This is a genomic window from Sorangium sp. KYC3313 (assembly GCF_052075895.1).
Lineage (GTDB): Bacteria > Myxococcota_A > Polyangia > Polyangiales > Polyangiaceae > Sorangium > Sorangium cellulosum_B.
The window spans coordinates 791801-816436 of the sequence record NZ_CP197255.1; the positions used below are offsets into that span (position 1 = coordinate 791801).

General features: G+C 73.5%; 17 protein-coding genes. 8 read left to right on the forward strand and 9 right to left on the reverse strand.

What is annotated here, in order from left to right; genetic code table 11:
* Positions 1-17: 17 nt before the first annotated feature.
* Both ACSRUE_RS03120 and ACSRUE_RS03125 read right to left on the reverse strand, forming a co-directional pair.
* Positions 18-1223: a hypothetical protein gene (locus ACSRUE_RS03120; RefSeq protein ID WP_441289712.1), complete on the reverse strand. Its 1206-nt coding sequence runs from the start codon at positions 1221-1223 to the stop codon at positions 18-20.
* A 160-nt stretch (positions 1224-1383) separates the two neighbouring features.
* The gene (locus ACSRUE_RS03125) at positions 1384-3378 is read right to left on the reverse strand and encodes a DsbA family protein (RefSeq protein WP_441289713.1); all 1995 of its coding nucleotides are present in this window, start codon (positions 3376-3378) and stop codon (positions 1384-1386) included.
* 170 nt (positions 3379-3548) lie between these two features.
* On the opposite strand from ACSRUE_RS03125, the gene ACSRUE_RS03130 reads away from it, so the two are divergent.
* The 4 genes from ACSRUE_RS03130 to ACSRUE_RS03145 all read left to right on the forward strand — a co-directional run bounded on the left by ACSRUE_RS03130 (position 3549) and on the right by ACSRUE_RS03145 (position 10081).
* A complete protein-coding gene (locus ACSRUE_RS03130; protein WP_441289714.1) occupies positions 3549-4835 on the forward strand; it encodes a GNAT family N-acetyltransferase in 1287 nt (428 codons plus the stop codon).
* Positions 4836-4913: 78 nt separating this feature from the next.
* Positions 4914-7769, forward strand: coding sequence for a DUF4175 family protein (locus ACSRUE_RS03135; protein ID WP_441289715.1), 2856 nt, complete (start codon positions 4914-4916; stop codon positions 7767-7769).
* On the forward strand, positions 7766-9331 hold the full coding sequence (locus tag ACSRUE_RS03140) for a hypothetical protein (protein ID WP_437762593.1): 1566 nt from the start codon (positions 7766-7768) through the stop codon (positions 9329-9331). The genes ACSRUE_RS03135 and ACSRUE_RS03140 overlap by 4 nt, the downstream gene beginning before the upstream one ends.
* Before the next feature lie 144 nt (positions 9332-9475).
* Complete coding sequence (locus tag ACSRUE_RS03145; RefSeq protein ID WP_441289716.1) at positions 9476-10081, forward strand: hypothetical protein; 606 nt, start codon at positions 9476-9478, stop codon at positions 10079-10081.
* A gap of 103 nt (positions 10082-10184) precedes the next feature.
* Here the strand turns inward: ACSRUE_RS03145 and ACSRUE_RS03150 are convergent, their stop codons facing one another.
* Both ACSRUE_RS03150 and ACSRUE_RS03155 read right to left on the reverse strand, forming a co-directional pair.
* Positions 10185-11666 carry a sigma-54-dependent Fis family transcriptional regulator gene (locus tag ACSRUE_RS03150; RefSeq protein ID WP_441289717.1) on the reverse strand — a complete coding sequence of 494 codons (1482 nt, stop codon included), beginning with the start codon at positions 11664-11666 and terminating at the stop codon, positions 10185-10187.
* 56 nt (positions 11667-11722) lie between these two features.
* Positions 11723-12481, reverse strand: a complete 759-nt coding sequence (locus tag ACSRUE_RS03155; protein WP_441289718.1) for an MBL fold metallo-hydrolase — start codon at positions 12479-12481, stop codon at positions 11723-11725.
* A 634-nt stretch (positions 12482-13115) separates the two neighbouring features.
* On the opposite strand from ACSRUE_RS03155, the gene asd reads away from it, so the two are divergent.
* Genes asd through ACSRUE_RS03170 form a run of 3 tightly spaced genes read left to right on the forward strand, consistent with a single transcriptional unit; the run spans position 13116 to position 18279 of the window.
* Positions 13116-13838, forward strand: coding sequence for an archaetidylserine decarboxylase (asd, locus tag ACSRUE_RS03160; protein ID WP_441289719.1), 723 nt, complete (start codon positions 13116-13118; stop codon positions 13836-13838).
* Complete coding sequence (locus ACSRUE_RS03165; protein WP_441289720.1) at positions 13835-16204, forward strand: methyltransferase domain-containing protein; 2370 nt, start codon at positions 13835-13837, stop codon at positions 16202-16204. Before asd ends, ACSRUE_RS03165 begins: the two co-directional genes overlap by 4 nt.
* Positions 16205-16224: 20 nt before the next feature.
* Positions 16225-18279, forward strand: a complete 2055-nt coding sequence (locus tag ACSRUE_RS03170) for an FAD-binding protein (RefSeq protein WP_441289721.1) — start codon at positions 16225-16227, stop codon at positions 18277-18279.
* A gap of 49 nt (positions 18280-18328) precedes the next feature.
* Here the strand turns inward: ACSRUE_RS03170 and ACSRUE_RS03175 are convergent, their stop codons facing one another.
* The 5 genes from ACSRUE_RS03175 to rpmE all read right to left on the reverse strand — a co-directional run bounded on the left by ACSRUE_RS03175 (position 18329) and on the right by rpmE (position 22079).
* The gene (locus ACSRUE_RS03175; protein ID WP_441289722.1) at positions 18329-18667 is read right to left on the reverse strand and encodes a histidine triad nucleotide-binding protein; all 339 of its coding nucleotides are present in this window, start codon (positions 18665-18667) and stop codon (positions 18329-18331) included.
* A 9-nt stretch (positions 18668-18676) separates the two neighbouring features.
* A complete protein-coding gene (locus tag ACSRUE_RS03180) occupies positions 18677-19264 on the reverse strand; it encodes a hypothetical protein (RefSeq protein WP_441289723.1) in 588 nt (195 codons plus the stop codon).
* The gene (gene prfA / locus ACSRUE_RS03185; RefSeq protein WP_441289724.1) at positions 19264-20358 is read right to left on the reverse strand and encodes a peptide chain release factor 1; all 1095 of its coding nucleotides are present in this window, start codon (positions 20356-20358) and stop codon (positions 19264-19266) included. Before prfA ends, ACSRUE_RS03180 begins: the two co-directional genes overlap by 1 nt.
* Positions 20359-20420: 62 nt before the next feature.
* Entirely contained in the window at positions 20421-21596 is a 1176-nt protein-coding gene (locus ACSRUE_RS03190; protein ID WP_441289725.1) for a DUF1385 domain-containing protein, read from the reverse strand.
* A gap of 276 nt (positions 21597-21872) precedes the next feature.
* The gene (gene rpmE / locus ACSRUE_RS03195) at positions 21873-22079 is read right to left on the reverse strand and encodes a 50S ribosomal protein L31 (RefSeq protein ID WP_437762603.1); all 207 of its coding nucleotides are present in this window, start codon (positions 22077-22079) and stop codon (positions 21873-21875) included.
* 540 nt (positions 22080-22619) lie between these two features.
* Here rpmE and dnaK point away from each other — a divergent pair.
* Positions 22620-24539 carry a molecular chaperone DnaK gene (gene dnaK, locus ACSRUE_RS03200; RefSeq protein WP_441289726.1) on the forward strand — a complete coding sequence of 640 codons (1920 nt, stop codon included), beginning with the start codon at positions 22620-22622 and terminating at the stop codon, positions 24537-24539.
* The last annotated feature ends 97 nt before the right edge of the window (positions 24540-24636 follow it).

A 24636-nucleotide genomic window follows, 5' to 3' on the forward strand; every position in this document is an offset into this window, starting at 1 on the left:
CGCCCGTCAGCGCCTCATCAACCGAACAGGCTCCACTCGTCCTCGATGAGCGATAGCGCGTTGATCAGCTCGACCGCGAGCTCGCGCTCGAGCCACTCGTCGATGCGCTGGCCTGCGGCGATCGCGCTGAAGCCCGCGCGTGGGATGCGCTTCGCGAGGTGCGAGAGGCACGAGCCGGTCCGATCGAGGCGCGCGACCCAATCGGTGTCGCGATAGGCATACCTGGCCTGGTGGAACAGCGAGTCGCTGAGCGCCGAGATCCTGTCGCGCACGACGTCGGCGGGCTCGGCGCGGGACGCGATCGCCTCGCGCACCTCGCCGATGGCGCGCAGCACGAGGCAGACCGGCGCGCCCGGGTGGAACGAGGTGCGCTTCGGTGAGAACGTCAGCCCGTCGAGCGCAAGGAAGTACCAGGCCTGCGGCGAGGACACGCGATAGAGGTAGGCGGCGTTGCAGGCGTCCGCCGCCCTCATCGCGATCTGCCAGGCGCCTTGCTCGTCGATGCCGTCCTGCTCCGCGGGCATCCCGTCGATGCGCCCGATCCCGGCGCCGCTGGCGAGCGGGTCGGCCCACGCCATGACCAGGACCGAGGTCGCGCACGACCAGCTGCACAGGAGGCGCGCGCTCGCCTCGGCGGACACGCGCCCGCTCGGCGCGATCCAGACGAAGCGCCCCTCCTTGAGATCGGCGCGGTACTCGTGGAGCGCGGCGCCGTGGCCTTCGAGCTGCTGGAAGAGCTCCTCCCCCCGCGCCGCCCAGCGCTGGGCGAGGGCCTCCTCGGCGCCTTCAGACGGCGTGTCGTCCCAGTCGAGCTCAGGCGGCCGGGGCGGCGAGAACTCCGCGTCATCCGCCCCGCTCTTCGCCTTCGCGTTCCGGGGTCGGCGCTTCGGCGGCGCGGCGCTGGCCTGCTCGCCGGCGCGCGCTCTCGGGGGGCGCATCCTCGGCGCCGCCGGTGGCTCGGCCGCCGCGCGCTTCCCCGGCGCCGCCGGTCGCTTCGCGGCGGCGGCCTCCACGAGCGAGGTCGCGCCCTTCGCCTTCCTGGGCCTGGCTCCCGAGCTCGCGGGCGCCCGCTCCTGCCGGTCGCGCAGCGCGGCCGGCGGGCCCGCCTTCGCGCCCCCGCGCTCGCCCGCCTTGCCATGACGCCGCGCGCGCGCGGATCCGCTCGATGCCTTGACGGTGCGCCTGGGTTCGGCCGATGTCCCTCGACCGCGCGGTTTGGGCATTGCGACAGGCTATCACGAGCTCGAAGCGCAATATCGAGGGAGGCGCCCGAGAAACGCACACGGTGAGCCGAGCGCCAGACCGCTCGGAGCGCAGGTTCTGGAGCCCTGCGCCGGAGCGCGCGCCGCCGGGAGGCGCGTGTCGCGCGTGTTCAGGTGGTGTTCAGTTCGCTTCGCTGAGGGCGCGCCGGACTACCTTCTTGAATTTCGCGAGCGGCTGGGCTCCGCTGACCAGGTAACCGTTGATCACGAACCCGGGAGTCCCGGTGATGCCGGCGCTCCGCGCGGTCTGCGCGTCGGCCTCGACGGCGGCGCGATGGGTGCGCTCGTCGAGCGCCTTTGCGAAGCGCGCCGGGTCGAGCCCGAGGCTCGCGGCGTGCTGCTCCAGGGCCGCGCGGTCGAGGTTCGAGGCGTCGTTGGCCTTCAAGAGCAGGTCGTGCATCTTCCAGAACCCGGCCGGCCCCTTCTGCGCGAGCGCTTCCATGGCCGCTTCGGCGGCCAGCTGCGCCTCCGGGTGGAAGGGGAGCGGCAGGTGGCGGTAGACGACACGGACCTTGCCCGGGAACGCCTTGACGAGCTCGTCCATCGTGGAGGCGGCGCGCGCGCAGAAAGGGCACTGGAAGTCGGAGAACACCTGGATGACCACCTTGCCCGCGGCCGCGCCCTTGCTGGGGTGGCCCTTGGGCACCGGCGGCACGGCCACCTTCGGCGGCGGCGCCGGCGGGACCGCCTGCTTCTGGATGGCCTCGTACACCTTCGCGCGCGGCGTCCCGGCCACGACCATCGCCTCCGCCTTGGCGATCTCCTCGTCGATGATCGCCTGGAACTTCTCGATCGGCTGCGCGCCGACGAGGCTGCGGCCATTGATGAAGAAGTGCGGGGTCCCCTGGGCGCCGAGATCGTCGGCGAGATCCACGTCGGCCTCGATCTTGGCGGCGTGCTTGTGCGAGGCGACGGCGCGCTTCACCGCGTTGACGTTCAGCCGGAGGTCCGCGGCGACGGCCTCGAGGGCGGCGTCGTCGAGGGCGGCCTCGCCGGCGAGGAGGCGATCGTTGGCCTGCCAGAAGGCGTCGTTTCCCTTCTGGGCGCGGGCCTCGCGCGCGAGCTCTGCAGCGGGCTCGGCCCGGGGGTGGAACGGGAGCGGGTGGTCCTTCCAGACGACGCGCAGCTTGTCGCCGTACTGCGCCCTGAGCTTCTCGACCGTCGGCGTGACCCGCCTGCAGAACGGACACTGATAGTCGCTGAACAGCACCATCGTGACGAGCGCCGTCTCCGCGCCGCGCACGGGCGAGTCCCCGACGGGCACGAGGTGCACCACGCCGCCGTCGCTCTCTTCATCATCGGCGTCGTCGGGCTCCTCGGCAGGAGGGGCGAAGTTCTTCTTCGCGAGCGCCGCGTAGATCTTCTCCGGCGGCGTCCCCTCGGCGCGGAGCGCCTGCGCCGCGGCGAGCTGCGCGTCGATGATCTCCGAGAACCGCTCCGCCGGCTGCGCGCCGGCGAGGAGGACGCCGTTGATGAACGACGCCGGCGTGCCGTTCACGCCGAGCCGCCCGGCGAGCGCCATGTCCGCGTCGACCTTCTGCGCCGCCCCGCTCTGCTGGACGAGCTGCTGGATCTGGCCGGGGGTCACCCCGGCCCGCCGGAGCGCGGTGGCCTGGACCTCCGGCGAGAGCCGCTCGTCGGCCGTGAAGATGGCGTCGTGAAACGCCCAGAAGGCGCTGGGCCCCGCGTGCGCGAAGACCGCCGCCCCGGCCTCGGCCGTCGGCCGAGCCTGCTTGTGGAAGGCGAGCGGGAAGTTCTTCCACACGACCCGCAGCCGCTCCGCGCCGTACCGCTGCTCCAGCTGCCTCAGCGTGCCGCCCAGGTGCTTGCAGAAGGGGCACTCGAAGTCGGAGAACACGACGATCGTCACGGGCGCGAGCCGGCTGCCGCGCGCCGGATCCGCGCGGGTCACCGGCACCGGGCCGGGGTCGCCGTCCGCGACCATCACCTCGTCGAGCGCCGCTCCCGGATCGGCGGCTGGGCCCGGCTGCCGCGCAGGGGCGCCGCTGGTCTTCGCCTGCGAGGCGTCTGGAGGGGGCGGCGGCAGCGCGGAGCTGCAAGCCAGGACGAACAGCAACGAGAGCCAGGCGACGGCGGCGATGGCGCGGCGGGACATCGCGCGAGTGTACTCCGGTTCCGCGATGACGCCTTCGCCGTGCGGGCGTCGCTGTGCCCAGCGCGGAACGCCTCGCCGCGCCGCCAGGCGCGATTGACGCCCTCGCCGCCTTCGGCCATGACGGGCGCGGCGCGCCGCTCTGCCGCGCCAGGAGAGCGCACCGGAAAGCCATGGAGAAGGTCTACAGCGCCGCCCGCATCCAGCCGGAAGAGCACAGGGACGCCCTCGCGCAGCTCTGGAAAGAGAACCTCGCCCACGGCGAGGTATCGCAGGAGCTCGTGGAGCGGCGGATGCGCTGGTTCCAGGAGCAGAACCCGGCCGGCCCCCCGCGGACCTGGATGGGCTTTCACGGACCGGAGCGGGAGATCATCGGGAGCGGCTCGTTCTACCCGCGCGACCTGGTTGTCGACGGGCGCAAGCTCAAGGCCGGCGTCCTCGGCGACTTCGGCGTGACCAAGGCGCACCGCATCGCGGGGGCGGCCATGAGCATCCAGCGAGAGCTCGCGAGGGGCTGCCGCGACGCCGGGGTCGATTTCGTGTTCGGCTTCCCCAACAAGGCCTCATTCCCGATCTTCCAGCGCGCCGGCTACAAGAAGATCGCCGATTCCACCATCTGGGTCCGGCCCCTCATGGCCGCGTACAAGCTGAACGAGCTCGCGGCCTCGTCGGCCGGCGAGCAGCGGAACACCGTGGGCGCGGTGGTGCAGCGGATCGCCGAGCGGGCCGCGTCGGCCGTCCCCCACCCTCGCTGGCGCGCCCTCTGGGAGGCGGCGGAGCCGGGCGCCCCGCCCGCCCCGCTCGCGCAGGCGCTGTCGACCGCGGCGGAGCGCGCCGTCCAGCGGGCGACGGTGAAGCCGGACAACCTCCTGGTCCGTGCCGCGGGCAGCGCCCTCGACGCCTCGATGGCGCTCCGGGACACCGCCGCGCTGCTCGCGAAGGGGAGCCGCGTGCGCACCGAGCTCGTGGACACAGCCGATCACCGCTTCGACGCGCTGTGGTCGCGGGCGAAGCTCTGGCCGGTCGTCGGCGAGCGGAGCGCCCGGTTCCTGAACTGGCGCTATGCGCAGCTCGGCAACGTCCGATACCGCTTCTTCTGCATGCTCGATCGGCATGACGGGCGGCTGCTCGGCTACGCCGTCTATTCGGTGAGGAACAACAAGGTCGAGATCAGCGACCTGTTCTGCGAGGACAACGGCCCCACGTTCGACGCCCTGCTGCTCGAGTTCTGCCAGGCGATGCGGCGAGAGGGGCACGTCTCCGTGGGCATGCTCCTCGTGGCGCCCCCTTCGTTCAGCGCCCGCCTGCGGGCGCTCGGGTTCTTCTCCCGCCCCCACCCGCCGAACGTCGGCTCGCGGTGGCTCATCGTACACCTCGATCCCGCCTTCCCCGACGAGCTGCGGCGCATGCTGCTCGACGCGGAGAGCTGGTTCATGACCGACGGCGAGCTCGACGTCTGATCGCCCGGGCTCCCGCCGCCCGGGGGATCCCACCGATCCGCTGGACCACCTCCTCCCGCCGGTTACCCTTGCCTCTCCATGGATAACGAGGCGCCGGCCCTGTCCATCGCGCGGCTGCGCTCCGTCTGGGATGCGGAGGTGGGCCCCTCCGCGCGCCGCGCGCTCACCGCGGCCGCTTGCGCAGGGCTGTTCGGCGCGGCGCACGTGGCGCGCGTCGGGTCCCCGCTCGCCCGCGGGCTCGCCGGCGCCGGGCTCGCGCTGCTGCTCGCCGCGATCGCCGCGCGGGCCATCGTCGTGCAGCGGCGGCGCGGCGACGCCAGGCGCACGGTGCGCGAGATCATCGGTCGCACGGACGAGGCGCTCGGCGCCGCCACGCTGCGGGCGCTCACGCTCGCGGATCGCGCCGCGGCCGACGATCGCGTCGGCTCGCCGGAGCTCGCCGGCCTGCACCTCCGGCGGCTGCTCGGCCGCGCCTCGCAGGCGCGCGTCGTCGAGCGCGCGCGCCAGGCGGCGACGCGGTGGGCGAGCGCGGGCCTCGCCCTCGGCGCGGCGGCGCTCGCGGCGGCGGCGATCGAGCCGTCGCGCGTCGTCGAGGGGCTCGACGTCCTCGCCGCCCGCGGCGGCGAGGCTCCCCTCGATCTGCCGTGGATCGAGGAGGTCGAGATGACGGCGGCGCCGCCCGAGTACCTGCACCAGGGCGCGGAGGAGCTCCTGCCGTTCGCCCCGACGATGCAGCCCCGAGGGACCGTGATCACGGTGCGCGGCCGCCCCGTCCGCGCGGGGCGCGCGCTCGTGCTGACGGACGGCGGCGCCGAGGTGCCGTTCGTCGACGACGGCAAGGGCAGCGTGGTCGCCCGCTGGACGCTCGGCGAGTCGACGACCCTCCAGGCGGCCGCGCGCTTCGGGCAGGTGCGCGTCCGGCAGGCCGACGCGCAGCGCGTCGTGTCGATCCCGGACGACGCGCCGCGCGTCACGCTCGAGGGCGCGCCGCGCACGGTGAAGCTCCTCGACGAGCCCAGCATCCCGCTCCGCTACGAGATCACCGACGATCACGGCCTGCGCGAGGTCGATCTCGTCCTGCGCGCCGGAGCGAAGGAGGAGCGGCGGGTGCTCTCGCGGCCGGCGGCGGACGCGAAGGTCGACCGCGGAGGCTACGAGCTCCGGGCGCGCGATCCCTTCTTCCGCAGGACGTACGTGCCCGTCGAGGTGCGGATCGAGGCGCGGGACAACGATCCGATCGAGGGCCCGAAGTGGGGCAGGAGCGAGGCCATCCTGGTCGTCCCGCCCCAGGTGGGCGAGCCCGAGGCGCGGCGCTACGCCGCGCTCGTGAAGGCGCGCGACGCCCTCACGGATCTGCTCGCCGACCGCATCGGCCAGAGGCCGCCGGAGGCGGGCGGCGCCGCGGCGCACGCGGCGCACGAGGCCGAGGTGCAGGCGGCGGCCAAGGCGGCGGTCGAGGCGGCGCTCGCCGCGGATCACGGCGGGCTGCGGGTGCGGGGGCGCATCGCGTCGCTCGCCCGAGGTCAGCTGGCCCGGCTCGACGCGGCGCTCGCCGCGGAGCGGAAGTCGACGACCCGCGCGGCGCACCACGAGCTGCTCGACGAGACCGAGGGCGCGCTGCTCGCGTTCGACGCCGGCCTGCGCGGCCTGGGCCACCGCGACGCCCGGGCCGTCGCGCAGCGGCTCGCCGACGTCGCAGACGAGGCGGCGGCGGCGGCCGAGCTCCTGGACAACGGCGACCGCGAGGGCGGCGAGGTCCGCCTGGAGGCGGCCGTCACGGTGCTGGGCGGCGGGGGGGTCGAGCTCGGCAAGCTCGGCGAGCTCGGCCTCGACCTCGGCGAGATCGTCGCGAACGACCTGCGCCGGATCGCGCGCGCCCGCGGCGCCAGCGACTGGCTGCACGCCGAGCTCTCGGCGCGCGACCTCGCCGCGCGGCTCAGGCGGCCGGAGCCCTCGTTCGGCGGCGGCGGCCGCGGCGGGGTGGAGTCGGGCGCGCCGCGCGGGCCTGACCCCGGGGACGCGTCGAACGCCGACGAGAGCGTCGCCCAGAGCGAGCGGGATCTCGAGGAGCTCGCGCGCGATCACGCCGCCGAGACGAACGCGGTCGCCGAGGAGCTCTCTCGCGCGTCGCGGCCCGAGGACATCGCGGCGCTCCGGGAGGAGGCGAAGAAGCACGCGGAGGCGATCCGAGAGGCCGTGCGGGACCTGCCGCAGCCGGGCGCGGCGCCGGGCTCCGCCGAGGCCGCCGCGGCGGCTGGCCGGGAGCAGGCCGAGGCGATGGCCGGCGCGCTGGAGCAGGGCCGCGCCGAGGAAGCGGTGACGAGCGGCCGGGGCGCGATGCGCTCGCTGGGCGACGCGAAGCGGCTCGGCGCGCAGGCCGGCGGCTTCTTCCCCGAGGAGCGCGCCGCTCGCGAGGCCGGCGAGGCGCAGCAGGCGCTCGCCGAGGAGCTGGCCTGGGCCGAGGAGGCGCTGCGCAAGCTGCGGCAGGCGGCGGCGGAGCGGGCGCGGGACGGCCTCGGGCGTTCGAGCCAGCGCGAGGGATCGCTCGCTGACCGCGCGCGCGATCTCCGCAAGCGGGGCGAGCGCGGCGACGGCCGCATGCCCGAGGAGATGCTCGATCGCCTCGACGAGGCCGAGCAGGCGATGCGCGACGCCCAGCGCGCCCTCGCCGAGGGGGACGGCGAGGGCGGCAACGAGCGCCAGCGCGACGCGCAGCGGCTGCTCGAGATGTCGCGCAGCGAGGACCAGGGTCAGGACAGCGACGCCGAGTCGGAAGGGGAGCGGAACATGGCGAGGAAGGCCGACATCCCGGACAAGGACAAACACAAGGGCCCCGAGGAGTTCCGCCGTCGCGTGCTCGAGGGGCTCGGGGGGGCCTCGGAGCCGCGGTTGCGAGAGGCGGTCAAGCGTTACGCGGAGGGGCTCCTGAAATGACGCGCACAGGCGGCGGGGCGGCCACGGCCCGGCGCGGGGCGACGGCGATCGCGAGGCGCGGCCTCCGGGCGGCGATCCTCGCCGGGCTCGCGACGGCGTCGGCGACCGCGTCCGGACGCCTCACGGTCGGCGATCTCGATCGCGCGGCGCGGGCCCGGGCCGCGATCCTGGAGATCGACGTCCCCGCGGCGCGGGACGCCCTGAAGGACGCGGACCCGGCGGACCTCGCGCTCGCGCTCGAGCGCGGCCGCCTCGCCATCTACGAGGGCGACTGCGACGCCGCCTCGGCGATCCTCGCGCGCCCCGATCTCGCGGCGACGGCCGAGGGCGCGGCGCTCGGGGACATCGCGCGCGGCTGCGCCCGGGCCACCGCGGCGACGGTCGTCGTGAACGACGAGGAGCGCGGCGTCTGGGTGCGGCTCCAGGACGACGACGATCGCGCGCTCGTGCCGCTCCTCGTCGACGTCGCGGCGAGGACGCGCGAGGTGCTCGCGAAGGACCTCGGCGTCGAGCTCCTCCGGCCGCTGCGGATCGATCTCGTCCGCGATCAGTTCACGCTCTCCGCGATGACGGGGCTGCCCGAGGACGCGGCGCGGACGACGGGCACGGTCGCCATCGCCAAGTGGGGGCGGGTGACGATGCTCTCGCCGCGCGCCACGCCGAGCGGCTATCCCTGGCTGGACACGCTCGCGCACGAGATAACGCACCTCGCCCTCTCGCGCGGGACGCGCGACAACGCCCCGCTGTGGCTCCAGGAGGGCGTGGCCAAGCGCGAGGAGGTCCGCTGGCGCGAGCCCGACCCGCTGGACGACGTACCGTCCGCGGACGCGATCGCCTTCCTGGGCCTCCAGCGGGGCCTCGGGCGTCCGCTCGACAAGATCGGCCCCTCGATCGCGATGCTCCCGAGCGCGGAGGAGGCGGCGGTCGTGTTCGCCGAGGTCGCGAGCTTCATCCGTTACTGGACGAGGGAGGCGGGCGACACGGCGCTGCCGCAGCTCCTGCGCCGGCTCAAGGACGCGAGCAGCGACGCGGACCTCGAGCGGGCGATCGCCGAGATCTCCGGCGCGGACCTCGCGGCCTGGGACAAGCGCTGGCGCGCCTACCTCGCCAGCGTGCCGGCCGACGTGCCGCCGGACCTCGCGCCCGGCGCGGACATGCCGCACCGGCAGGAGGTGAGCAAGCGGGTGCGGCTCGGCCAGCTGCTCCACGACCGCGGCCACCACGCCGCCGCCGCGGTCCAGCACGCGCGGGCGCAGGCGCTCGCGCCGCACGAGCCGGCGGTGCGCTGCTTCCTCGCCGCCGCCCTGCTGGCGTCGGGCGAGCGCGCGAGCGCCTCGCCCCTCGTCGAGCGGGTGGAGGACGTGCACAGCCGCTACGGCCGGTGGTGGTCGCTGCACGGGCTGCTCCACGGAGGCCCCGACGGGGGCCGCGCCTTCTCGGCGGGCACGGCGCTCGATCCGCTGAACCCCGACGTGGCCTGCGAGGAGAAGCTGCCGCCCGATCTCCCCGGCGACCCCCGCCGTTCGGCCCTCTGCGAGGCCGCGCGCCGCAGGGCGCGCTAGCCCGTCGCATGCGAGATCCAAAAAAAAGACGGCGAGCCGAGGAAATAGCGCCGCTCGACGCAATGGCGCGCGAGCGGCGGTTTGTTCGCGAGCGGGCCCGCTCCGGATTCCGTCGCGCCGGAGCGCGCTCCTACGGTGCGCGGGATGCCGAACCCTGGTCGCATCCCCTTGATGATCGCGCTGGGCCTCGCCCTGCCGGCCCCGGCCTACGCCCAGGGCACGCAGCGCGCGCCGCAGCCGCGCGTGCAGAGCGAGTTCAGCGCGTCCTCCGTGCTGGCATTTGGCCTGACGCCGACGGCGGGCCTCGGCCTCTCGCCCGCTGCCGCTCTCCGCTGGTCCGACCTGTCCGTGTCGCTCGAGGCGCGGGCGCTCGTCGCGCTGGGCGGCCCTCCGAGCGATCTGCCGAGCGGCGGGCCGCGGCGCATCAGCGCCGGGCTGGGGGTCATGTCGCTCTGCAGGTACCGGGACGACGTCTTCCTGTGCAACGTCTTCCAGCTCGGCGCTGTCCGCGCGTCCGCCCCGGAGAGCGTCACCCAGACGGCGGGCCACGTCCTCTGGCTGCTCACCTCCGGCGCGCGCGGCGGCGCCGAGTGGCGCATCGCGCGACACCTCCAGCTGCGCAGCTTCCTCGAGCTGCACCTCGTCCTGGCGCGCCCTCTGCTCTCGGCCGGCCCGGCCGGGAGGTGGAAGACCTCGGCCGTCGCGGCGATCGCCGGGATCGGCCTGACGTTCCCGGTGGACCCGGGGTAACCCGGGGTGAAGAGCGTCGCGCGCGCGCCCAGCGGCCCGCGCCTCCGCGGGCCTCGCGCGGCGCGGGCGCCGGGCCGGAGGAGGTCGCGCGCTCCGCGCGGCCTCAGTGCTTCGCGCGAAGCGCGCGCGCCAGGGTGTTCCTGCCGACGCCCAGCCGCTTCGCCGCTTCCGTCTTGTTCCCCTCGCACGCCCGGACCATCGCCTCGACGTAGCGCCGCGTCGCCTCGTCGAGGGTGAGCCCGAGCGGCAGCGCGACCCGCGCGTCGCCCTCGGGCGCCGCGGCGGCGTGCGGCGGGGCGCCTTCGCCCCGGCGCGTCGGCAGGTGCCCCGCGGAGATGCGGCCGTCCGGCGCGAGGGCGATGGCGCTCTCGACCCAGTGCTCGAGCTCGCGCACGTTGCCTGGCCACGTATGAGCGCGGAGGTGGCGGAGCGCGTCCGGATCGAAGCGCGGCGACGGCCTGCCGTACCTCGTCGCGTAGACGTCCGCGAAGTGCCGCGCCAGCGTCTCGACGTCGTCGGGGCCGCGCTCACGCAGGGCCGGCAGATCGATCTCGACGACGCGCGCGCGGTAGTAGAGGTCCTTCCGGAAGCGCCCCTCGGCGACCGCGCGCTCGAGGTCGCAGTGCGTGGCGCACACGACGCGCACGTCGGCGCGGAGCGACTGGCGACCGCCGACGCGCTCGAAGGAGCGGTCCTGCAGGAAGCGAAGGAGCTTGCCCTGGATGTCGAGCGGCAGGTCCCCGAGCTCGTCGAGGAACAGCGTGCCGCCCTCGGCGAGCTCGACCTTGCCCGGCACACGCCGGTCCGCGCCGGTGAACGCCCCCCGCTCGTGGCCGAAGAGCTCGCTCTCGACGAGCTGCGCCGGCAGCGTCGTGCAGTCGACGGTGACGAAGGGCCTCGTCTGGCGCCGCGAGTTGACGTGGATCGCCCGGGCGAACAGGCTCTTGCCGGTGCCTGTCTCCCCGCGGAGCAGCACGGTCGCGTCGGTCTGGGCCGCGAGCTGGACCTTCTCGTACACGGCGGTCAGCCGCTCGCTCCGGCCGACGATCCGGTTGAACGGCCCCTGCAGCACGACCCCCGGGCCGCCGCCCTCGGCGGCGCGAAGCGTCGTCAGCGAGAGGGCGCGGGCGAGCTGCGTCGCGAGGGCGACGAGGTAGCGCTGGTCCTCCTCGTCGAAGGGCGCGCCCGCGCGGTTCAGCAGCTGGACGACGCCGCGGACCGGGGCGGCACCGTCCTCGCGGATGGGCGCGACGAGCATCGAGCGCGTCGTGTAGCCCGTGGCCCGGTCCGCCGACGGATCGAAGCGCGGGTCGCGCGAGGCGTCGTCGACGCGCACGACCTGTCCGGTCGTGGCCACGTGCCCGGCGATGCCGCGCTCGAGCGGCTGCCTGAGCGAGGGGAGCTCGGGCAGCAGGGCGACGCGCGTCACGAGATCGCCGCGCTCGGCGTCGACGAGCCAGATCGTCGCGCGGTCGGCGCGGAGCGCCTTCGCGAGCCGCTCGCACGCCGTGCCGAGGAGAGCGTCGAAGTCGACCTCCCGGGCGAGCAGGGAGGCGAGATCGACGAGCAGCGAGAGGCGCGACATGGATAGCGGAGCAGTATCCAGCATAGATTGCGCCGCGCTCGTCGTCATCCGGGTCATCACGCGGCCCGCGCGAGGGCCTCGACGTGGATGCAGAGCCCCTCGCGCGCGGCGACCGAGGCAGGGAAGAGCTCGCGGGAGAGGCGCTCGATCTCCGCGACGCCGGCGTCCGTCCGCTGCGGGTCGTGATGGAACAGGACGAGCTTCCGCGCGCCGCACGCCCGCGCGATCTCCGCGCCCGCGACGTACGTCGAGTGCCCCCAGCCGACCTTCGAGCGCCCGCCGTCGCCGCGGTACTCCTCCGGGGTGTACTGCGCGTCGTAGATGAGCACGTCGGCCCCGTCCGCGAGCGCGCGCAGCGCCGGATCGACGCAGGCGTAGTGCTCGGTGTCGGTCGCGTAGACGACGCTGCGGCCCTCGTGCTCGACGCGGTAGGCGAGGACGCCGCCCGGGTGGTTGAGCTTGGCGATCCGCACGTGGACCTCGCCCACATCGAACGCCTCGCCCGGCCGCGCCTCCCGCACGGCGATCTGCGCGCAGAGCTCGTCCATGCGGACGGGGAAGCTCGGCGCGGCCATCTGCGTCGAGAGCACCTCGCGGAGGCTCCCGACCCCGTGCGCGCTGCCCACGAACGACAGCCGCGAGCTCGGCAGGTACGCCGGCACGAAGAACGGCAGGCCCTGGATGTGGTCCCAGTGCAGGTGCGACAGCAGCACCGTCGCCTCGACCGGCCCCTCCCGGAGCAGGGCATCTCCGAGCTTGCGTACGCCCGTCCCTGCATCGAGGATGATCCGCGACGAGCCGCAGCGAACCTCCACGCAGCTTGTGTTTCCGCCCACCGCAGCCGTCTCCGGCCCAGGCGAAGCGATGCTCCCGCGAACTCCCCAGAACTTGATCTCCATCGTTGTTGCGAGCCTCCTCGGCCGCTCTTCAGCGAGCGGCGTGCCAGGACGCAGGCCCTTGAAACCGCTCCGCTTTTCTGCTGCGCCCGCGGAGGTCGATCGAAGTCGCAGCGCGAGGTCCGGATCGCCGCTTCAGAATGGAGCGCCTCGAGGGGACGGCCCGCGGGCCCTCGCGCCCCCTTTTGCGCGGAGCGGCGCTTCGCGATTGACGCGCTCGCAGCGACGTGGAGAAACGTGGGGCGCGGGGGACGGGCCTGGCGTCGCGCCTCGGATCGCGCTGTGCGTCGCGTCAAGGCTGAGCTCCCTCGCAGGTTGGGGACCGCGCCGACGCTGGAAGGTTCGTCTGACCCGAGCGTTGACCAAGGTCGTTCCTGAGGCCTAGCATTCCTGCACCGCTCTCTTTCCCGCATCGTTACCGCTGCTCCGCACAATGACCGTTGCCACCTACGCCGCCGCACAGCTGTTGCGGGTGCTTCCGCGAGAGCGCATTACCCGGGCCGTTGGCCGCCTCTGCGACGCCAGGGCACCCGCCGCCGTCTTGAACGCGGTGGTGAAGCTCTACGCGCGCGCGTACCGCGTCGACATGGACGCCGCCGAGGTGCTGACGAGCCCTTACGAGAGCTTCGACGCGTTCTTCACGCGCAAGCTCCGCGAGGGGATGCGCCCTGTCTGCTCCGATCCCGGAGCCATCACCAGCCCCGCCGACGGACGGGTCGAAGCGCTCGGCCCCGTGACCGAGGGCGGGCGGCTGACCATCAAGGGGCGGCCCTACCGCGTGGAAGACCTCGTGGGCGACCCCGCAGAAGCCACGCGCTATGACGGCGGGCAGTTCGCGATCGTCTACCTGTCGCCTCGCGACTACCACCGGGTCCATTCGCCCGTCGCCGGGCGGGTGAGCCTCATCCGCTCGATGCCGGGGGAGCTGTTCCCGGTGAACGCGATCGGCGAACGCCACGTCCCGGGCCTCTTCGCGCGCAACCGGCGCGTCGCGATCGTGATCGACACGGAGCGCCAGGGGCGCGTTACGGTGGTGATGGTGGGCGCGATGATCGTCGGACGGATCACGGTGAGCGCCGTCGACGCGCGCGACGTGCCGCTCGGCCTGCACGCGATCTCGCCGGCCCTTCCGGTCGCGTGCGGCGAGGAGATCGGCAAGTTCCACCTCGGATCCACCGCGGTCATGTTCGTGGAGCGCGGGGTGGCGCCCCCCTGGAGCAGGGCTCCTGGGCCGATCCTCTACGGCGAGCCGCTGGAGGGAGGGGGCCGGCGATGACGAGCGAGCGGCCGCGCAACCCCCTGGCTACGCCCGCCCAGGAAGGCGGCGCCCCCGGAGAGCCCGGCGCGCCGCTGCCGGACGAGGCAGGGAACGCGGCCGCAACGGCGCCGCAGGGAGAGCAGGGCTCGCTCCCCGCGCGAGCGTCCGCTCCACGGCCCGAGCGCTCGCCCAGCGCGCGCCCGCAGCTCGCGACGACGACGCCGCTGCCGCGCCTCGATGTCGTCGCGGGCATCGCGGACGGGGGCTCCGGCGGGCAGATCGCGGAGATCCCGGACCTCGATCTCGACCCGCGGATCGCCGGACCGCCCACGGAGCGCTCGCGGCACGGCGCTCCCCTGCCGACGAGCACCGGCTCCAGGCGGTCCTGGCAGTCGCTCGCGACGGAGGTGGAACGGGTGGCGGAGGTGGAGCGCGGCGAGGGCGCGAAGACGGGGCGACGGCGCTCGCGGCGGCTCGTGAACGTGTCCGGAGACGCAGCGCAGCAGGACGACGAACAGGTCGCCACGCGCGACCGCGCCACCGTGCCCGAGGATGCCGCGGCGCAGCGCTCGCGCACGCTCGACGAGGCGGACGACGACGGGTGGCCGAGCGCCTCCGAGAGGCGGCCCAGCTACCCGACGCTCGACGCGCCCCGGCATCCCAGCGAGCCCGCGCTGGATGGATCCAGGCCTCCCAGCAAGCCGGCGGCAGCGACGGCGGCGGCGGCGAACCTGGCCGAGCTGGTCGCGCCCCGCGCCGTCCCGCGCCCGTCACCGAAATCCTCGAGCGTGCCGCCGATGCCAGCGCCGAGCGGGCTCATCATCGATCCCGATTCGGTCGCGGTGATCCGGCCGCTCCAGATTGTCAGCATCGAGTCGGACCTGCCGCCGGTACCGCCGGTCACCTCGGCCGCCGAGCCCGCCAGGCCGCCGCTCTTGACCGATCCGGCGGAGCACGAGTGGCCGCCGCTCCAGTTCAGGATCCGGCCGGACGACGCTCCCACCGGGATGGGCCTCGAGTCGTTCCAGGAAGGCCTCTCCGAGGGCCCGCCGACGGCGCGCGACGCCGCCTTCGACGCCCTCCAGCCGCAGCCTCGAAGGCGGTCCAGGAGGCAGGCCTCTGCGCCGGAGATCGACGCGCACCCCTTGGACTGGCCCCCGCCGGGGGCGGGCGCGGACGAGGTCGCGGAGGTCGAGCCCGAGCCCGAGCCCGTCGCCGAGGCGAAGGTCGAGCTATCGGGCGCTCCTCCGGCGGGCGGCGAAGGCCAGCAGGCGCAGGGCGACGCGACGCGCATCACCGTGCCGCCGAAGAGCACCGAGGTCGAGCTCGAGGAGGTCGAGCCCGAGCGCGACGCCGAGCTCGCCGACGCGGGCGCGGCCGCGCAGGCCGATCTGCAGGCCGGTCAACCCAAGAAGCCACCGCCGCCTCCCTTGCCGCCGCGGCGCCCGCGCGCGCAGGCGCTGGCATCGCCGGATCTCGCGACGTTCACGAGCTCGGTGCCGCCGCCGCCCGCGTCGGCGCCGCCCGCGTCGCACGGCGAGCCGTCCGCGCCCGCGCGGCCCGCCGCTCCCGCCGCGGCGCCCGCGGCGAAGCAGGTCGAGCACGATTCCGGCCCGTCGACCGAGCCCGCCGCGCGCCGGAAGCGCCCGTGGTGGGAGGAGCTCTTCGGCGACGACTTCCTGCGCACGCTCGACAAGATCGACAGCAAGGTGGTTCGCCGCGAGGTCGATTTCATCGAGGAGCGGCTCGGCGTCGAGAAGGGCGCGGTGATCCTCGATCTCGCGTGCGGCGCAGGCGGCCACGCGATCGAGATCGCCAGCCGCGGCTACAGCGTGGTCGGCTACGACCTGTCGCTCGCCATGCTCGCCCGCGCCGCCGACGAAGCGCAGGACCGCGGCCAGAAGCTGAACTTCCTCCAGGGCGACATGCGCGAGATGACGTTCGAGGAGACCTTCGACGGCGTCTACTGCTGGTCGACGAGCTTCGGCTACTTCGACGACGAGAAGAACGCGGATGTCCTCGCCCGCATCCGCCGCGCCCTCCGCCCCGGCGGAATGCTCCTGCTCGACATCGTCAACCGCGACTATGTGGCGTCCCGCCAGCCGAGCCTCGTCTGGTTCGAGGGGGACGGCTGCGTCTGCATGGATGAAATGCACGTGGATTTCTTCACGAGCAGGCTCAAGGTGAAGCGCACCGTCATGTTCGAGGACGGCCGCTCGCGCGAGCTCGACTACTCGCTCCGCCTCTACGGGCTGCACGAGCTCGGCAAGGTGCTCCACGAAGCGGGCTTCAAGGTCACCGAGGTGACCGGACACCCTGCGCACCCAGGCGTCTTCTTCGGCTCCGAGTCGCCGCGGCTCATCGTCCTTGCCGAGCGGAGCTGAGGCGCTAGGGCTCCCCGCGCATGAGCTTCGAGGCCGCGATCGCGCGCGCGTTGCCGGGGATCCCGCGCAGCGCCTCCCCCGTCGATCAGATCGCCTACGCCCGCGATCTCTGGCCGCGGCACCACCTCGCGGTGTCGGAGGGCCGCATCGCCGAGCACCGGCCCGGGATGATCGTCTGGCCGTCCTCCACGGAGGAGGTCGCCCAGGTGGTGCGCTTCTGCGCGGACGAGGGGCTCCCGCTGGTGCCTTTCGGGGCGGGCTCGGGCGTGTGCGGCGGCGTCTTGCCGGACGAGCGCACGGTCGTGCTCGACCTCAAGCGGCTCTCCCGCCGCCGTTCGCTCGATCGTCAGGCCCCGTCGGTCGAGGTCGAGGCCGGCGCGCTCGGCATCCGCTTCGAGGAGGAGCTCAACGCCGAGGGCTTCACGCTCGGCCATTTCCCGTCGTCCATCCTCTGCTCGACCGTGGGGGGCTGGGTCGCGGCGCGCAGCGCCGGCCAGTGCTCCGGGCTCTACGGCAAGATCGAGGACATGGTCGCGTCGCTCGAGTGCGTCGTCGGCCGCGGCGAGATCGTCCGCTTCGATCGGCGCGCGCGAGGCCCGGATCTCACGCCGCTCCTCATCGGCAGCGAGGGCGTGCTCGGCGTGGTCACCGCCGCGACGCTCCGGCTGCACCCGGCGCCGCCGGCGCGCGCGTTCGCCGCGTTCTCGTTCCCCAGCGTCGAGGCCGGATGGGACGCGATGCGGGCGATGTTCCAGGCCGGCCTCCGCCCGGCGGTCTCGCGGCTCTACGACCCGTTCGACTCCTTCATGGCCCGGCTGGGCGCCGTGCGCCGGCAGCGCGCCCACGCCGGCGCAGCCGATGAATCCTCCGAGGGAGCGGCCGCGCGGGGGCACGGCGCGCGCGGCCCTGGGGCCGGCGCCGCGGTGCTGCGCGGCCTGCTGCGCGCGCCGGGGCTCCTCAACCAGATCGTCGACGGCGTCGGGTCGCGCGTGCTCCGCGGCGCGACGCTCATCCTCATCTTCGAGGGCACGGCGCGCGCGAGCGCGGACGACCTCGCCCGCGCCGCGGCGATCGCGGAGCGCGGCGGGGCCAGACCGCTCGGCGAGGAGCCCGCGCGCCACTGGCTCGCGCACCGCTACAGCGTGAGCTACCGCCAGGCGCCCGTGTTCATGGCGGGCGCGTTCAGCGACACCATGGAGGTCGCCGCGCCCTGGTCGCGCCTCGACGGGCTCTACCGCGCGGTGCGCGGCGCGCTCAGGCGCCACGTGTTCGTGATGGCTCACCTGTCCCACGCGTACCCGGACGGCTGCAGCATCTACTTCACCTTCGCTGGCAGCGCGCCGAGCGTCGCGGCGGCCGAAGCGAAGTACGACGCGGCCTGGCGGGCGGCCCTCGACGCCGCGATCGACGCCGGCGGGACGCTCTCGCATCACCACGGGGTCGGCCGGAGCAAGGCGCCGCGGCTCGGCGCCGAGCTCGGCCTCGGCGTCGACGTCATCCATGCGCTCCGCGGCGTCTTCGACCCCGCCGGCGTCATGAACCCCGGCAACCTGCTCCCGCGCGAGGCTCCCTCCGCCGCGCGCCGCCCGCTGCCGCCGCCGCCCGCGGCGCCTGTCCTCGACGGCGACTCCATGCTCGTGCACGCCGCCGGTACCGCTCGCCTCGGCGACATCGAGCGCGCCCTCGAGCAGCGCGGCCTCACGCTGGCGATCGACTTCGGCGCGACCTCGCCCGAGCTGACGCTCGACGCGTGGATCGCGGCGGGCGCCCCCGGGGCCCCGGATCCGTGGAGCGATCCGGTCGATCACCTGGTCGCCGGGTTCACCGCGCGGCTCGCGTCCGGCGCCGAGCTCGCGGTGCGGCCCGCCCCGCGGCGCGCGGTGGGCCCGGATCTCTTCGCGCTGTTCCTCGGCGTGGGCGGGCGCGTCGGCGCCATCACGTCCGCGCACCTCCGCGCCCACGGCGCGTCGCGGCCCCGCGCCCTGCCGACCGCGCTGCCGCGGCAGCCGTCGCTCCGCGACGACGAGGCGGCGTGGCTCGACGCAGTGGTGAGCGCGGCCCGCGGCGTCCGCTGAGCGCGGTCGGCGCGGCGCTCGCTCGGAGCGCGGCCAGCGCGGGCGGCGTTCAGCCGGGAGGCCAGGCCATCGGCCTTCCACCCATCACGTGGACGTGGATGTGGAAGACCGTCTGGCCGGCGTTCGCGCCGCTGTTCACCACGGTCCTGAAGCCGCTCTCCGCGATGCCGGTCAGCTCTGCCACCCGCCGCGCTGCGAGGAGCAGCCGGCCGAGGACGGCCTCGTCCTCGGGCGTGGCCTGGACGATGCCCGCGATGTGGCGCTTCGGGATGACGAGCGCGTGCGTGGGCGCCTGCGGGTTCACGTCGTGGAAGGCGATGACGTGCTCGTCCTCGAACACGACCTTCGACGGGATCTCCTTGTTCGCGATCTTGCAGAAGATGCACATGGCCACCTCCTACTCCCAGGGTGCTTGCGAGTCACGCCGCGCCCGGTCACGCGGCAGCGCCCTGGTCCCGGGGTCCGGCTCTCCCGGCTCCCCCTGGCCAGGACACTCCAGCGCTCCGCCGGCCTTCCCCTCGGGCAGCAGCCGGGCGAGCGCGCGCTCGATCCGCGACGTGTCCGCCGGCTCGGGGAGGAGCTCCTGCGGCAAGGCGGCGCCCGTCGCCGAGCTCGGCGCGGCGCCCCCGCCGCCCGGCAGCTCGGCCCGCGGGACCGCCCCGCGCGCGACCGCGATGCGGAGCACCGCGAGCTCCAGGGCGTCGAGCGCGGCGGTGCGCTTCAACCCGAGCGACGGCACGTCGTAGGTGAGCAGCGCGCCGCCGCTCGCGGCGGGCGTGAGCCCGGCGCGATCCGCGCCCGCGACCAGCTGCCGCACGATGCTCCTGAGCAGCGCCGCCCGCCGCCGCACCCGGCGCGCCGCCGGGTCGGCGTAGAGCGAGAAGAAGCGGTTTCGCGAGAAGGTCGACGGCGCCAGCACGAGCGCGACGAGCAGCGCCTCCGGATCGACGGGCGGCGCCCCCCTCTCGACGGACGGCGCCCCCATCACGTGGCGGGCTCCAGCGCGGGCCCCGAGAGCCCGCCGCGCCGGAGGAGCTCCGCCTGGCGGTGCGTGCGCAGCGCGCCGATGAGCTCGTCGAGGTCCCCTTCGATGATCTTGTCGAGCTTGTGCAGCGTGAGGCCGATCCGGTGATCCGTCACGCGGTTCTGCGGGAAGTTGTAGGTCCGCACCTTTTGCGCCCGCTCCCCCGTGCCGACCATGGTCCTTCGCTCGGCGCTCTGGGCCTCCTCCTGCCGGCGCTGCTCGAGCTCGAGCAGCCGGCTCCGGAGCACCTTCATCGCCTTCGCCTTGTTCTTCAGCTGGGAGCGCTCGTCCTGGCACTTCACGATCATGCCCGTCGGCAGGTGCTTGATCTGCACGGCGCTGTTCGTCGTGTTGACGCCCTGACCGCCGGGGCCGCCCGACGCGGCGATCGAGATCTCCAGGTCCTTGTCGTCGATGTGCACGTCGACCTCGTCGGCCTCGGGCAGCACGGCGACCGTCGCGGTCGAGGTGTGGATCCGCCCCTGCGTCTCCGTCGAGGGGACCCGCTGAACGCGGTGGACGCCGCCCTCGTACCGGAGGTGGGAGTAGACGTCCTGCCCCGTGATCAGCGCCGCGACCTCCTTGTAGCCGCCGGCGGAGGCCTCGCTCAGGTTGAGCACCTCGACCTTCCACCGCTTCGTCTCCGCGTAGCGGCAGAGCATGCGGAAGAGATCGGCGGCGAAGAGCGCCGCCTCCTCGCCGCCCTCGCCGCTGCGGATCTCGATCACGGTGTTCCGCGTGTCGTTGGGGTCCTTCGGGAGGAGGAGCACCTCGAGCTCGCCGGCGAGCCGCTCCCGCTCGATCTCGAGCTCGGGCAGCTCCGCCTGGGCGAGCTCGGACAGGTCGGGATCGCTCAGCGCCTCGCGATCCTCGGCGATGCGCCGCTCGACGTCCCGCAGCCGGGCGAAGGCGGCGACCACGGGCTCGATCTCGGTCCGCTCGCGGTTGAGCCGCTGGAGCTCGGCCGGCGCGGAGAGCACCGCCGGGCTGCACATGAGGTGCTCGAGTTCCTGAAAGCGGCGCTGAACCGCCTCGAGTTTCGCGATAGGTAGCATCTGCAATCCGAAGACGACGCGGGGTTGGACGGCGGCGAGGGGCCCGGCGGAGCCGGCGCGCGCTAGCCGTGAGCGCCTGCGTAGCCGGGGTCGGCCAGCAGCTTGGAGTAGTCGGCGAACACCCGATCGGGCTGGACAGGAGCGGCCACCGAGGCCTCGCGCCAGAGCGTCGCACGGAGCGACGCGAGGGCGATCTCCAGCTGCGCGTCGTCGGGCTCCGCCGTCGTGATCTTCTGGACCAGGAACCCCGGCCAGAGCAGCGCGCGGAGCGGGCCGGTGGTGCAATAACGCGCGAAGATCCGCTGGATCTCGAAGGTGACCGCGGCAATCAGCGGGAGGAACGGCAGCTTCATCAGGAAGAAGGTGACGCTCTCGACGAGCCGGCCGCCGGGCAGCTTGGGCAGGAGCGCCCCGAGGGACGCCCCGGCCACCGAGAACACGACGATCGACACGAGCGCCACCATGACCAGGAACGTCGTCCCGCAGCGGGGATGCATGGCCGTCTTCCGGCGCGCGTTCTCGACCTCGAGGACCTCGCGCGCCTCGTAGGTGGAGATCGCCTTGTGCTCGGCGCCGTGGTACTGGAAAACGCGTCGAACCTCGGGGATCTGGCGGATCAGCAGGAGGTAGCCGACGACGATGGCGAGCTTCGCCACGCCGGTGATCGCCTGGAACGCCGGCGACGTGACCTCGAGACCGAGACCCAGGAGCTTGTTGACCAGCTCGGCGCCGGCCTGGGGCGCCGCCACGAAGAGCAGGACCGCGAAGAGGATCGGGATCATGCCCATCCCTCCTCCGCGCTTCTTCCCCTCTGCGCCGCCGTCCGGCGCGGGGCTGCCCGTGACCTGCGCGGGCTCCGCGTCCTGCGCCGCGATCGCCGCCATGCTGAGCGCCAGGGAGGTGAGGTTCACCCCGCCCGCCTGCCCCGCGCTCGGGCGCTTCGACTCCGGCCCCTTGGCCGAGCCCGCCTCCTCGGCCGAGAGATCTTGCTCGTAGAGGTCCGCAGACCAGCGGAGCGCCTGGGATCCCAGGCGGAGCGACTCGACGAGGGTCGCGACCCCCCGCACGAACGGCCACGTGCGCGGCCCCTTCGAGACGGCGGTCATCGGCTGCTCGCGAACGACCAGCTCTCCCGAGCGGCGCCGGCAGACGATCGCGACCGAGCTCGGCGACCGCATCATGACCCCTTCGATGACCGCTTGGCCGCCGATATACGGACGTGCAGGCTGATCGCTCATACGCGTTCCAATCTAGCGCATAACACGGCCAGCGCATCGGCCCGACCGACCAGCGCCGCACAGGTGAATGTGCCGACGTCGTTCGATCCGCGTCCGCCCGCGTCCGCCCGCGTCCGCGGCGCGCGACGTCTCGGCCGCTTCGGCCGCTCACGCGCTGCACAGGGGCCAGCGAGCTCGACGCGAACCAACCCATCCGCCACGCCCCGGGCGGGCGCGGCATGACGGGCAAATCCGGTGAAAGAGGGGATATCGGGGGTGGAGGGACGATCGGCCCGGCTACTTGCCTGCGGTCGCGTACTTCCTGCGGAAGCGGTCGACGCGGCCGGCGACGTCCATGATCTTGTGCTTGCCCGTGTAGAACGGGTGGCAGGCGGAGCAGACATCGGTGGTGAAGCTGCCGCGGGTGGAGCGGGTCTCGACGATGGCGCCGCACGCGCAGGTGATCGTGGAGGCCTTGTACTCGGGGTGGATGCCGGGCTTCATGGTGAGTCCTTCGGGTGTTGCGAGGGAGGGCGCCTATAGCTCAGCGCGTCTTGGACCGCAAGAAGCCCTTCAGACGCGCCCGCTCTTCTATCTCTCGTCCGGCCTGCTCGGCGGCGTTTGCGCAAGGTTGCGCGGGTTTAGACAAAGCCGCGCAGCGAGGCGGCCCTGGCGCTGCCGGCCGAGCCCGCCGCGCTTCCCCCAGGAGCTAGGCCCCCGGATCGAGACGCTGGCGGCGCGAAGCGCGGACCCCTTAGGTGCGGCGCGACCGGGCTCTGGTCAAGGTCCAGGCAGCGCCGGCCCGCGCGCACGGCAATTGCTAGAGGCGGCGTTGACGCTCGGGCGCACATGGTTAGCTTCGCGGTCGCGAGCCAGCGAGCTCGCGAAAACTCGGCGAAAGTATCCGGATTCCCAGCGGTTTTTGACGGCTCTGGAGCGGTGGCTCGCGGCAGCTGTCAGCTGAGCCCTGCTGGCCGGTCGGGTCTTCTCGCCCCCCGTGGTCATCAGGCCGTCGCGTAAACAGTTCTCGGAGGGTTCAACGTCATGGGCAAGATCATCGGCATCGATCTCGGCACGACCAACAGCGTCGTCGCGGTGATGGAGGGCAAAGAGCCCAAGGTCATCGTGAATGAGGAGGGCTCGCGCCTCACGCCGTCCGTCGTGGCCTGGGACGACAAGGGCGAAGTGCTCGTCGGGCAGATCGCCAAGCGCCAGGCGGTCACGAACCCCACCAACACCATCTACTCGGCCAAGCGCTTCATGGGGCGCCGCTACGAGGAGGTGCAGGAAGAGGCGAAGCGCGTCCCGTACACGGTCAGCAAGGGCAAGAACAGCGACGCCTCGATCGCGGTGCGCGGCAAGCAGATGTCGCCCCCCGAGGTCTCCGCGAAGGTCCTCCAGAAGCTGAAGAAGGCCGCGGAGGACTACCTCGGCGAGAAGGTGACCGAGGCCGTCATCACCGTGCCGGCGTACTTCAACGACTCGCAGCGCCAGGCGACCAAGGACGCGGGCCGCATCGCCGGGCTCGACGTGAAGCGCATCGTCAACGAGCCCACGGCCGCCGCGCTCGCGTACGGGCTCGACAAGAAGAACGAGCAGGTCATCGCCGTCTACGACTTCGGCGGCGGCACGTTCGACATCTCGATCCTCGAGGTCGGCGACAACGTCGTGCAGGTCATCTCGACCAACGGCGACACCCACCTCGGCGGCGACGACGTCGACCACCTCGTGATGGACTGGCTCGCGGCCGAGTTCAAGAAGGACACCGGCATCGACGTCTCGAACGACAAGATGGTCGTGCAGCGGCTCAAGGACGCCGCGGAGCAGGCGAAGATCGAGCTGTCGAACGTGCAGGAGACGACGATCAACCTGCCGTTCTTGACCGCGGACGCCTCGGGGCCGAAGCACCTCCAGAAGCAGCTCACCCGGGCGAAGCTCGAGCAGATGATCCGGCCGCTCATCGACCGGACGCTCGAGCCGACCCGCAAGGCGCTCGCCGACGCGAAGAAGTCGCCGCAGCAGATCGACGAGATCGTCCTCGTCGGCGGCTCGACCCGCATCCCGCTCGTCCAGGAGACGGTCAAGAAGTTCTTCGGCAAGGAGCCCCACAAGGGCGTGAACCCGGACGAGGTCGTGGCCGTCGGCGCCGCGGTCCAGGCGGGCGTGCTCTCGGGCGACGTGAAGGACCTCGTGCTGCTCGACGTCACGCCGCTCTCGCTCGGCGTCGAGACGCTCGGCGGCGTGATGACCGTGATGATCTCGAGGAACACCACGATCCCGACCCAGAAGAAGGAGATCTTCTCGACCGCGACCGACAGCCAGCCCAGCGTCGAGGTCCACGTGCTCCAGGGCGAGCGCACCGAGGCCCGCTACAACCGGCCCCTGGGCCGCTTCCACCTGGAAGGGATCATGCCGGCGCCCCGCGGCGTGCCGAAGATCGAGGTGACGTTCGACATCGACGCGAACGGCATCCTCTCGGTCCACGCCAAGGACACGGCCACCGGCAAGGATCAGCGCATCACGATCACCGCGTCGGGCGGCCTGAAGGAGGACGAGATCAACCGGATGGTCAACGAGGCGGCGGCGCACGAGGCGGAGGACAAGCGCCGGCGCGAGGAGATCGAGCGGCGCAACAAGCTCGATAACCTCTGCTACACGCTGGAGAAGACGATCAGCGAGAACAAGGACAAGCTGCCGGAGGGCGACGTCTCCGCCCTGAACGGGATCATCGCCGAGGGGCGGTCGGCCATCGAGAAGCAGGACGACGCGGCCGTGAGCGCGGCGCTGGAGAAGCTCGAGAAGGAAGCGCACCGCATCGCGAGCGTCATGTACGAGAAGGCCGGCCCGCCCCAGGACGGCGGCGGCGCCGCGCCCGGCGGCGCGCCGGGAGGCCAGCAGCCGCCCCCCGCCGGCGGCAAGGGGAAGGACTCGGTCATCGACGCGGAGTTCGAAGAGTCGAACTGATCGCCGCGAGGAGCCCGCTCCTCGACGGTGTGCGACGAGCGCGGATTCGTCCGCGCTCGTTCGCCAAGCGGCAAGCGCCAAGCGCAACGAGCGCGGA